This is a genomic window from Acidimicrobiales bacterium (assembly GCA_036399815.1).
GTDB lineage: Bacteria > Actinomycetota > Acidimicrobiia > Acidimicrobiales > DASWMK01 > DASWMK01.
Genome location: DASWMK010000102.1, coordinates 1 through 9,642 on the forward strand (window position 1 = coordinate 1; position 9,642 = coordinate 9,642).

General features: G+C 75.8%; 15 protein-coding genes. 3 read left to right on the forward strand and 12 right to left on the reverse strand.

The genetic code is table 11. The annotated features are described in order from the left end of the window. A partial coding sequence (locus VGB14_07435) for a hypothetical protein (GenBank protein HEX9992742.1) occupies nt 1–190 on the forward strand: 190 nt, incomplete at its 5' end. Here the strand turns inward: VGB14_07435 and VGB14_07440 are convergent. Next, nucleotides 187–558: a hypothetical protein gene (locus VGB14_07440; GenBank protein ID HEX9992743.1), complete on the reverse strand. Its 372-nt coding sequence runs from the start codon at nt 556–558 to the stop codon at nt 187–189. The two genes, VGB14_07435 and VGB14_07440, sit on opposite strands and share 4 nt — an antisense overlap. 24 nt (nt 559–582) lie before the next feature. On the opposite strand from VGB14_07440, the gene VGB14_07445 reads away from it, so the two are divergent. Then, nucleotides 583–1,044: a phosphoglycerate mutase family protein gene (locus tag VGB14_07445; GenBank protein ID HEX9992744.1), complete on the forward strand. Its 462-nt coding sequence runs from the start codon at nt 583–585 to the stop codon at nt 1,042–1,044. Here VGB14_07445 and VGB14_07450 read toward each other — a convergent pair. Next, nucleotides 1,037–1,201, reverse strand: a complete 165-nt coding sequence (locus VGB14_07450) for a hypothetical protein (GenBank protein HEX9992745.1) — start codon at nt 1,199–1,201, stop codon at nt 1,037–1,039. The genes VGB14_07445 and VGB14_07450 overlap by 8 nt on opposite strands. A gap of 90 nt (nt 1,202–1,291) precedes the next feature. On the opposite strand from VGB14_07450, the gene VGB14_07455 reads away from it, so the two are divergent. After that, nucleotides 1,292–2,539: a TrpB-like pyridoxal phosphate-dependent enzyme gene (locus VGB14_07455; GenBank protein HEX9992746.1), complete on the forward strand. Its 1,248-nt coding sequence runs from the start codon at nt 1,292–1,294 to the stop codon at nt 2,537–2,539. A gap of 13 nt (nt 2,540–2,552) precedes the next feature. Here VGB14_07455 and VGB14_07460 read toward each other — a convergent pair whose 3' ends face one another. From VGB14_07460 to VGB14_07505, 10 genes are all read right to left on the reverse strand, one after another. Next, nucleotides 2,553–3,059: a DUF4234 domain-containing protein gene (locus tag VGB14_07460; GenBank protein HEX9992747.1), complete on the reverse strand. Its 507-nt coding sequence runs from the start codon at nt 3,057–3,059 to the stop codon at nt 2,553–2,555. A gap of 22 nt (nt 3,060–3,081) precedes the next feature. Then, complete coding sequence (locus tag VGB14_07465) at nt 3,082–4,398, reverse strand: acyclic terpene utilization AtuA family protein (protein ID HEX9992748.1); 1,317 nt, start codon at nt 4,396–4,398, stop codon at nt 3,082–3,084. Nucleotide 4,399: 1 nt separating this feature from the next. Then, the gene (locus VGB14_07470) at nt 4,400–5,143 is read right to left on the reverse strand and encodes a tetratricopeptide repeat protein (GenBank protein ID HEX9992749.1); all 744 of its coding nucleotides are present in this window, start codon (nt 5,141–5,143) and stop codon (nt 4,400–4,402) included. Beyond that, complete coding sequence (locus VGB14_07475) at nt 5,140–5,592, reverse strand: cytochrome c-type biogenesis protein CcmH (protein HEX9992750.1); 453 nt, start codon at nt 5,590–5,592, stop codon at nt 5,140–5,142. The genes VGB14_07470 and VGB14_07475 overlap by 4 nt, the downstream gene beginning before the upstream one ends. Next, nucleotides 5,589–6,137, reverse strand: a complete 549-nt coding sequence (locus VGB14_07480) for a TlpA disulfide reductase family protein (GenBank protein ID HEX9992751.1) — start codon at nt 6,135–6,137, stop codon at nt 5,589–5,591. The genes VGB14_07475 and VGB14_07480 overlap by 4 nt, the downstream gene beginning before the upstream one ends. Then, nucleotides 6,134–8,122, reverse strand: a complete 1,989-nt coding sequence (locus VGB14_07485; protein HEX9992752.1) for a heme lyase CcmF/NrfE family subunit — start codon at nt 8,120–8,122, stop codon at nt 6,134–6,136. The genes VGB14_07480 and VGB14_07485 overlap by 4 nt, the downstream gene beginning before the upstream one ends. Beyond that, nucleotides 8,122–8,547, reverse strand: coding sequence for a cytochrome c maturation protein CcmE (locus VGB14_07490; GenBank protein ID HEX9992753.1), 426 nt, complete (start codon nt 8,545–8,547; stop codon nt 8,122–8,124). The genes VGB14_07485 and VGB14_07490 overlap by 1 nt, the downstream gene beginning before the upstream one ends. Next, complete coding sequence (locus tag VGB14_07495; protein ID HEX9992754.1) at nt 8,538–8,672, reverse strand: hypothetical protein; 135 nt, start codon at nt 8,670–8,672, stop codon at nt 8,538–8,540. The genes VGB14_07490 and VGB14_07495 overlap by 10 nt, the downstream gene beginning before the upstream one ends. Beyond that, the gene (gene ccsA / locus VGB14_07500) at nt 8,665–9,408 is read right to left on the reverse strand and encodes a cytochrome c biogenesis protein CcsA (protein HEX9992755.1); all 744 of its coding nucleotides are present in this window, start codon (nt 9,406–9,408) and stop codon (nt 8,665–8,667) included. Before ccsA ends, VGB14_07495 begins: the two co-directional genes overlap by 8 nt. Before the next feature lie 5 nt (nt 9,409–9,413). Further along, nucleotides 9,414–9,642: heme exporter protein CcmB (locus VGB14_07505; GenBank protein ID HEX9992756.1), on the reverse strand; the 229-nt coding region annotated here is incomplete at its 5' end.

Consider the following 9,642-nt stretch of genomic DNA (forward strand, 5'->3'; position numbering starts at 1 on the left):
CGAGCGGCTGCGGGCGACCGTCGCCGAGCACCGCAGGCGCTGCGAGGAGCTGCTGGCCGAGGTCGAGGCCGTGCACGAGGACCTGGGCGACGACCCCACCTGGCGCCACGCCCGGCTGGTGGCCGAGTGGGGCCGTACGTACTACGCGGCCGAGGTCGAGGCCGCCCGCCGGCTGGAGGAGCGGCTCTAGCCCGGCCGGCGCAGCGGGGCCGGGCGGCGGCGGGCCGAGGCGGCGACCTCGTCGGGCACGTCCACCTCCATGCGCAGGAGGGAGGCGCCGAACGTCTTGCCGAGGTTGTCGGCCCGCAGCGACCGGGGGGCGCCGCCGCCGAGCGCGTCGTGGAGCACGAACTTGAGGGCCAGCACGTTGCGGGCCTCGTAGCGCTCGACCGGGCCCTTCACCAGCGAGCCGAAGTGGGCCCGCACCCGCTCGGCCGTCACCGCCTCCCGGACGGCCTCGTAGGCGGCCTCGTCGTCGGCGAACAGCGAGATGTCGGCGACGTCGCCCTTGTCGCCCGACCGGGCGCCGCACAGGTCGCGCAGGCGGATCCTGGCCACCGCGGCCGAGGGTACCGTGCCGGCGTGACGGCCTACCTCATCCGCCACGCCACCGCCGGCAACCGCGAGGAGTGGCACCAGCCCGACGACCTCCGCCCCCTCGACGACGAGGGCCGGCGCCAGGCCGAGGGCCTGGCCGACCAGCTGGCCGGGTGCCCGGTCGACCGCGTCCTGTCGAGCTCCGCGCTCCGGTGCCGGGAGACGGTGGAGCCCCTGGCCGCCCGGCGGGGCCTCGCCGTCGAGCTGGCCGACGAGCTGGTGGACACGGCCGGCGTGGACGAGGCGCTGGCCCTGCTGGAGCGCCACGCCGGCGAGCACGTCGTCCTGTCGACCCACGGCGAGCTGGTGCCCGACGTGATCCGCCGGCTGGCCGACGAGGGCATGGTCGTCGAGGGCGACGGCGGGTCGGACAAGGGCTCGACGTGGGTGCTCGAGCGGGAGGGCGACCGGTGGGCCAGGGCCCGCTGGCTGGCGCCGCCTACGTGATGGCGACCGTCACCGCCGAGCCCAGCCACCACAGCGCGGCGACGGTGACCATGGCCGTCGCCGGGTCGAGGGCGGGCGAGCGGGTCGCCGGGGCGCCGGGGCACCACAGGGCCGGAGGCCAGGAGCCGGCGTAGGCGGGGCAGGCGGCGCGCTCCACGGCTCCCCATCGGCCGGTGGGCCCGGGACTTGAGCGGTTCGTCCCGACCTGGGCCGGGCGCGCCCGAGGAGGCCGCGCGATGCTCGGTCCGTGCGCTGGCACCTGCCCCCCGACCGGGTCCCCGAGGCCTGGTTCAACGTCGTCCCCCACCTCCCCGCCCCGCTCGACCCGCCCCTCCACCCGGGGACGCGGGAGCCGATCGGCCCGGACGACCTCGCCCCGCTGTTCCCGATGGCGCTGATCGAGCAGGAGGTGACGGCCGCGCCGGAGGTCGATGTGCCCGGCGCCGTGCTCGACGCGCTCCGCCTGTGGCGGCCGACCCCCCTCGTGCGGGCCAGGCGCTTCGAGGAGGCGCTCGGCACCCCCGCCCGCATCTACCTGAAGGACGAGTCCGTCTCCCCGGCCGGGTCGCACAAGCCCAACACGGCCGTCGCGCAGGCGTACTACAACCGCGAGGCCGGGACGACCCGCCTGAGCACCGAGACCGGCGCCGGCCAGTGGGGCAGCGCCCTGTCCTTCGCCTGCGCCCTGCTCGGCCTGGAGTGCAAGGTCTACATGGTGCGGGCGTCGTACGAGCAGAAGCCGTACCGCAGGGTGATGATGGAGACCTGGGGCGGCGAGGTCGTGCCGTCGCCGGTCGACCAGCCCGACCACCCCGGCTCGCTCGGGTGGGCCATCAGCGACGCCGTGCGCGACGCCGCCTCACGGGACGACACCCACTACTCGCTCGGCTCGGTGCTGAACCACGTGCTGCTCCACCAGACCGTCATCGGGCTCGAGGCCAGGGAGCAGCTGGCGCTGGCCGGCGAGGAGCGGCCCGACGTGGTCGTCGGCTCCTGCGGCGGCGGGTCGAACCTGGGCGGCATCGCCCTGCCGTTCGTGCCCGACGCCGCCGTGCGCCTCGTGGCGGCCGAGCCGTCGTCGTGCCCGACGCTGACCGAGGGCCGCTACGACTACGACTTCGGCGACACGGCCGGCATGACCCCGCTGCTCGGGATGTACACGCTCGGCCACGAGTTCGTCCCGCCGTCGATCCACGCCGGCGGCCTGCGCTACCACGGCGACGCGCCGATCATCTCGAACCTGGTGCGGGCCGGCCGCATGGAGGCCGTCGCCTACCCGCAGGGCAAGGTGTTCGACGCCGCCGTGCAGTGGGCGAGGTCGCAGGGGACGATCCCGGCGCCCGAGACGGCCCACGCCATCCGGGCCGTCGTCGACGAGGCCCTGGCGGCGAGGGAGGAGGGCACCGAGCGGGTGATCCTCTTCTCGTACTCCGGCCACGGCCTGCTCGACCTCGGCGCCTACGACGCCTACCTCCGCGGCGACCTGGCCGACTGAGCGGGGCCCGCGGCTACGGGGCGGGGGCGCCGCGCTGCTGCCAGAAGGCGTTGATGGCGTCCTGCATGCGGAGGTACCACACGAAGTTGCCGACGATCGGGAGCAGGAACCACCAGCCGATCGTCCACTGCACCGGCGACGGCTGGCCCTCGTTCCTGTAGAGCTGCTCGACCTCGACGGGGAGCAGGAAGAACGTGGCGATGGCGCCGGTGAAGAGGTAGAGCACGAGCCCGAGGGCGCCGCCGACGCCGTTGCCGGAGTACTTCTTCACGTCCTCGTGCTGGCGGTAGGTCCAGATCAGCGCGTAGATGCCGAACGTGACGATCGTCAGCAGGATGACCGTGCCCGGGTTGCTCGGCCGCCCGAGCGGCCGTCCGTAGTAGTTGCCCGGCAGGCCGGCGGCCGGCTGGCCCCACTGCTGGGGCGGGGGCGGCGGCTGGGCCTGGCCCCACGGCGGCTGCTGGGGCTGGCCCCACTGGGGTTGCTGGGGCTGGCCCCACTGGGGCTGCTGGTCGGCCATGGCGGCGGACGGTAGCAGCGGGTCAGGTCTCGGTGACGGCCACCCGCACCTGGGCGTCGACCAGGGCCCGGTCGACGAGGAGGGGCTCGACGGCGAGCAGCTGGGACGGCCCGCCGTCCCTCGCCCGGCCCGTCCCGGTGATCGTCGGCGGCCCGGAGAGGCCGAGCACGCCGACCTCCCGGCCGACGGCGGCGGCGACGTCGCGGTCGGCGGCCCGCCAGGCCAGCCGGGCGATCACCTCGGGCGGGTCGAACCCGTCGGGGAGGTCGACGGTCGGCCCGCCGAAGGCGCCGGCGCCGAACACCTCCTCGTGCCACTCCTCGACGGCGAGGCCGGCGGCCTCCGCCCGGCCCCGCACGAACGCCATCGCCGCCCTCGCCTTGGCCTCGGCGTCGGGCCAGCTGTAGGCCAGCCTGGCCTCGCCCGCCCACCCGGCCGGCGTGCAGGCGAGCGCCTTGTAGGTCGGCGGGGCCGGCGCCCCCCTCGTGCCCGACACCCGCACCCGGTCGCCGCCGAGGTCCTCGACCCGCACGGACGTGAAGTCGGCGACCACGTCGGGGCTCAGGTAGCGGGCCGGGTCGTGGACCTCGTAGAGCAGCTGCTCGCGCACGGTGTCGAAGGTGACCATCCCGCCCGTGCCGGCCGGCTTCGTGACGACCGCCGAGCCGTCGGCCTCGACCTCGGCGATCGGGAAGGCGACCCGCAGCGGGTCGGGGTTCTCCCACCAGGCGCCCGAGTAGTTGCCGCCGGTCACCTGGCCGCTGCACTCGAGCAGGTGGCCGACGACCACGCCGGCGGCGAGGCGGTCCCAGTCGTCGGCCGCCCAGCCGTGCTCGTGGACGAGCGGGGCGAGGAACAGCGCGGCGTCGGCCACCCGGCCGGTGACGACGACGTGGGCGCCCTCCTCGAGCGCCCGCACCACCGGCGCCGCGCCCAGGTAGGCGTTGGCGAACAGCGTCCCTTCCGGCAGCCCGAGCTCGGCGGCGCGGGGCCGCACGTCGTCGCCGACCACCGTCGCCACCCGGAGCCCGGTGGCGCCCGCCCGGCGGAGCACGTCGACCACGGCCCGGCCGGCGGCCACCGGGTTGATCCCGCCGGCGTTGGTGACCATGCGGGTCCGGCCGTCGGCCAGCCAGGGCAGGGCCTGGGCGACGTAGGCCGGCAGGTCCCTCGTCCACCCGAGCGACTCGTCGCGCTGGCGGTCCTTCTGGAGGATGGCGAGGGTCAGCTCGGCCAGCGCCTCGCACACCAGGTAGTCGACCCCGTCGGCCAGCACGTCGGCCACCGGCCCGTGGCCGTCGCCGTAGAAGCCCTGCCCTCCCCCGAGGCGGACGGCCACGTCAGGGCGCGGTGCCGGGCGGGGCGGTCGCCGGCGACCCTGACAGCTGGGCCTGCACCTCCTGGTAGGCGGTGGCCACCAGCTGGGCGATGTCGGCCGGCGGGTCCTGGCGGAGGACGGCCTCGAAGTCGGCCGCCGCCCCCTCCAGGTCGCCCTGCTGGCGGCGGATCACCCCCCGGAAGGTGAGCGCCTCCTGGTACGCCGGGTCGATCTCGAGGGCCCGCTCGATGGTGGCCAGCCCCTCGTCGGTGAGCGACGCCTGGTACAGCAGCCAGCCCCGGAACGTGAGCGCCTCGACGTTGTCCGGGTCCTCCGCCAGCACCTGGTCGTAGGCCTGGAGCGCGGCGACCGGGTCGGTGCCCATCGCCGCCTGGGCCTGGAGCAGCAGGTCGCGCTCGACGTCGCCGGCGGGAGCGGCCGTGCCGGTGATCGTGTCGCCCGGGCGCCGCTCGCCGGCCGAGCGGGCCACCAGCAGCCCGGCGGTGGCGGCGACGGCCACCACGATGGCCACGCCGATGAGCGGGCGCCGGTCGCGGCGCTTCCCGGCCGGCTCGGGCGCGGGCGCGGCCGCGCCCTCGGCCCTGCCGTCCTCGATGGCCCGGATGACGGCCGCCGCCCTGGCCGTGTAGTCGTCGTGGAGGGTGCGGTAGTCGTCCTCGGCGACGTCGCCGGCCGCCCGCTCCCGCTCCAGGTCGTCGAGGGAGCGGAGCAGGAAGTCGCGCTCCTCCTCCAGGTCCAGGGTCACGTCGCCGCCCTCGCCCGCTCCACCAGCGCCCGGTCCTCGTCGGTGACGGCCGGCGGCGCCCCGCCCCGCCAGCGCCGGAAGGCGACGGCCAGCCCGGCCGCGGCGACGACCACGGCGGCGACCGGCAGTGCCCACACCAGCCCGGTCAGCCCCGACCCGCTCGGCCGCAGCAGCACGTCCTCGCCGTACCGGCTGACGAGGTAGGCCCGGATCTGGCCGTCGGTCTGCCCGTCCCGCAGCCGGGCCTCGATCTCGGTCCTGATGGCCACCGAGGCGGGGGCGTCGGAGTCGGCGGCGGACTGGCTGCGGCAGGTCGGGCAGCGGACCGTGTCGGCGACGGCCATGGCCCGCTCCTCCAGGGTGCGGGGGGCCGGCTCGCCGGTCAGGCCGACGCCGAGGCTGACGGCGAGCACGACGGCCATCGCCGCCCACGGGAGCCAGCGCCTCACGGCGCGCTCCCGGCCGCTGCCGCCTCGGCCGAGGCCAGGAGCCGGTCGAGGCCGTCGGTCGTCACCCCGCCGGTGATCTTCTGCACGACCAGGCCGGACGGCGCCACCAGGTACGACTCCGGCACGCCGGTGACGCCGTAGGAGAGGGCGATGCGGCCGTCGTCGTCCCGCACGACCGGCCACTCCCCGCCCTCCTCGGCGAAGAAGTCCCGCACGTCGCCGGGCTCGTCGGCGAACACGACGCTGACGACGCGGGCGTCGTCGGCCTGGAGGTGGCGGCGGCTGAACGAGACGAGGTCGGGGTGCTCGGCCCGGCACGGGCCGCACCAGGTGGCGAAGAAGTTGACGACCACCCACCGGCCCCGCAGGTCGTCGAGGTCGAACGCCTCGCCCGCCACCGTCTCGGCCACGATGGCCGGCGCGGCCCGGCCGACGAGCGGCGACGACTCGTTGCGCTCGGCGGCCGGCTGGCGGGTGGCCAGCACGCCGAGCAGGAGGACGACGACGACGCCGACGCCGACGGCGGCCCACCGGGCCGGGCTCACGGCGAGCCGACCGCGGCCGGCTCCCGCTCCGGCCGCTCGACGACGGGCTCGGCCGGCACGGGGGCCGACACCGGCTCGGTCGGCCGGCGCCGGCGGCCGGGCCAGGCGGCCAGCACGGTGCCGGCGGCCATGATCCCGCCGCCGATCCACAGCCAGTAGACGAGCGGCTCGACCACGACCCGCAGGCCGATGTCGGGGTCGTCGCCGGTGCCGGCGCTGGTGAGCGACAGGTAGACGTCGGCCACCGGCGTGGTGCGCACCGACGGCGTGCCGATGGGCTGGGTGCCGTTCGGGAACGTGTTCAGCGCCGGCTCGTGCACGGGCCCGCCGTCCACCCTGACCAGGGCGGCGACCGTCGACTTCTGGTCGGTGGCCGTCCGCTCGACCCCGAGGTACTGCACGGTGTGGCCGGCGACGGTGGCGGTGTCGCCCCGCGACAGGCGGAGGTCGGCCTGGGACGAGAAGCTCTGGCTGGCGGCGAAGGCAACGGCCACGACGACCACGCCGAGGTGGACGACCATGCCGCCGTTGGTCCGCCCGACGAGGCCCCGCCAGCCCTGCCGGCGGGTGGCGAGGACGATCTGGCGGGCGGCGGCGCCGGCCGCGAACCCGCCGAGGCCGAAGGCCAGCACCGGGGCGAGGCCGCGGGCGCCGAGGACGACCGACAGGGCGACGGCGGCCGTGCCCGCCCACGCCGGCCACAGCAGGCGCTGGCGGAGCAGCTCGCCCGACGCCTTGCGCCAGGGCAGCACGGGGGCGACGGCCATCATGAACAGCAGGGCCAGCCCGATCGGCATCGTCATCCGGTCGAAGTACGGGCGGCCGACGGAGATGCGGTCGTCGCGCAGGGCCTCGACCACGAGCGGGAACACCGTGCCGAGCAGCACCACGAAGGCAAACGCGGCGAAGGCCACGTTGTTGGCGAGGAAGGCGCCCTCCCGCGACAGGGGCGAGTCGATGCGGCCCGGCGCCCGCAGGCGGTCGCCCCGCCAGCCGATCAGCCCGACCGACACGAGCACGACCACGCCGAACAGGGCGAGCAGGGACGGGCCGACGGCCGACTCGGTGAAGGCGTGGACGGACTCGAGCACCCCGGAACGGGTGAGGAACGTGCCGAGGATCGTCAGCGAGAACGTGGCGCACAGCAGCGACAGGTTCCAGACCCGCAGCATCCCGCGCCGCTCCTGGACCATCACCGAGTGCAGGTAGGCGGTGCCGGTCAGCCACGGCAGGAACGAGGCGTTCTCGACCGGGTCCCACGCCCAGTACCCACCCCAGCCGAGCACCTCGTAGCTCCACCAGGCGCCGAGCAGGATGCCGACGGTGAGGAACCCCCAGGCGAACAGCGTCCAGCGCCGGGTGGCGACGAGCCACCCCTCGCCCACCCGGCCGCTGGCGAGGGCGGCGATGGCGAACGCGAACGGGACGGTGAACCCGACGTAGCCGAGGTACAGCATCGGCGGGTGGATCGCCATCAGCGGGTGGTTCTGGAGCAGCGGGTTGGGCCCGTTGCCGTCGAGGGGGACCGGGCTGATCGTGCGGAACGGGTCGGCCGGGCCGAGCAGCAGGCCGAAGAAGAAGGCCGCGACGGCGAGCATGGCGAGCATGGCCCAGCCGACCAGCGGCTCGGCCAGGCGGCGACGGAACACGTGGGTGACGGTGACGACGTAGCCGGCGAGGACGAGGCCCCACAGCAGGATCGACCCCTCGAGCGCGGCCCACAGGCCGGCCACCGTGTAGAGCAGCGGCGTGGACCGGCTGCCGTTCTCGGCCACGTAGCGCACGGAGAAGTCGTGGCCGACGAGGGCCCGCTCCATGGCGAAGGTGGCGACGAGGGCGCCGAGCAGCACGAGCAAGGCGTAGCTGCGGCCGGCCCGCAGCATCGGGGGGCGGTGGCGGGCCAGGCCGGCGGCGACGGTGACCGCGCCGAGCACGGCCGCGACGAAGCCGAGGGTGACCCCGGCCCTCCCGAGGGCGGCGTTCATCAGGGCGCGCCCGGCTCGACCCGGTCGGGGTTCTCGGCCTTGTACTCCGAGGAGTGCTTCACCATGATCTGGTCGCTGGCGAAGCGCTCGCCGTCCCAGTGGCCCTCGAGCACGACCGGGATGCCGGGCTGGAACAGCTCGGGCGGGTCGCCCACGTGGTGGACGGGCACGGTGGTGCCGGCGAACTCGATGGTGAAGTCGACGGCCGCGCCCGTCTCGACGACCGACCCGTCGACCACCGTGCCCTGCACCCGGAACCGCCGGTCGCCGAGCTCGTCGCGCCGGGCCACGGCCTCGTCGGCGTTGTAGAAGTACAGGGTCGCGTTCCCGATCCCCTGCCAGGCCAGGTAGCCGATGGCGGCGAGGACGACGACGATCACCACCCAGGTCCGGCGGGACGTCCGCCGGCGCGTCGCTACAGCCACCGGCGCTCCTCGGGCGGCAGGGCGCGGGTCACCCGGCGGCCGCGGAGCACGACCCGGACGGCGTAGGCGGCGAGGGCCACGGCCGTCACCGCGTAGCCGCCGAGGATGAAGCCGGCGTCATCCACGGCCGGCCACCTCGACGGGGACGGCGGCGGCGCCCTCGGCCCACCGCTCGCGCAGGGCGAGGTCGAGGCCCCGGTCGGCCAGCCGCTCCTCGCAGGCGAGCGAGCGGAAGCGGTGGACGAGGAGCCAGGCGGAGAGCAGGGCGAACACGGCCATGCCGAGCACCAGCGTGAACAGCATGAGCCCGTCGATCTGGGGGTCGAGGCGGGCCAGGGTCGGCCCCTGGTGCAGGGTGCGCCACCACTCGACCGAGTAGTGGACGATCGGCAGGTCGGCCGCGGCGATCAGGCCGGCGATGGCCGCCCGCCGGGACCGCACGCCGGGGTCGCCGCCCAGCCGGCGGACGGCGAGGTAGCCGAGGAACAGCACCTCGAGCAGGGCCGTGGTCGTGAGGCGGGCGTCCCAAACCCAGTACACGCCCCAGCTGATCCGGCCCCACAGCATCCCGACCACGAGGGTGAGCGCCGTCATCACGACGCCGATCTCGGCCGCCGCCGCGGCCACGAGGTCCCAGAACGGCGACTTCCGCCACAGGTACAGGGCGCTGCCGACGGCGGTGACGGCGAAGGCGAGGTAGGCGGCCGACACGGTGGGCACGTGCAGGTACAGCAGGCGGACGCCGTCGCCCTGGACGGCGTCGGCCGGGGTGGCCACGAGGGCCAGCCAGACGAGGAGGGCCGACCCGGCGAGGGTGAGGGCGCCGAGCACCCTGGTCCCCCGGCTGGCGGTCGACGTCACCGCGGTCACGCTTCCTCCAATAGGGGGCCGAAGGCTGCGACCCCGAACGCCGTGGTCACCACGGCGAAGACGGCGAGCAGGTTGCACCACGGCCAGCCTTCGGCCGTGGCCCCTCCGAGGGCCGCCTCGGTCGCCTGGGTGGCGCCGATGAGGACCGGTGCCAGCGCCGGCAGGAGCAGGAGCGGGAGGAGGGTCTCACGCACCCGCACACCGGCGGCGAGCACGCCGTACAGC

Bases quoted from the DNA above. Each gene is read 5' to 3' on its own strand.
- VGB14_07485 (HEX9992752.1), bottom strand. From the start codon at position 8,122: ATGAACGCCGCCCTCGGGAGGGCCGGGGTCACCCTCGGCTTCGTCGCG.
- VGB14_07460 (HEX9992747.1), bottom strand. From the start codon at position 3,059: ATGGCCGACCAGCAGCCCCAGTGGGGCCAGCCCCAGCAACCCCAGTGG.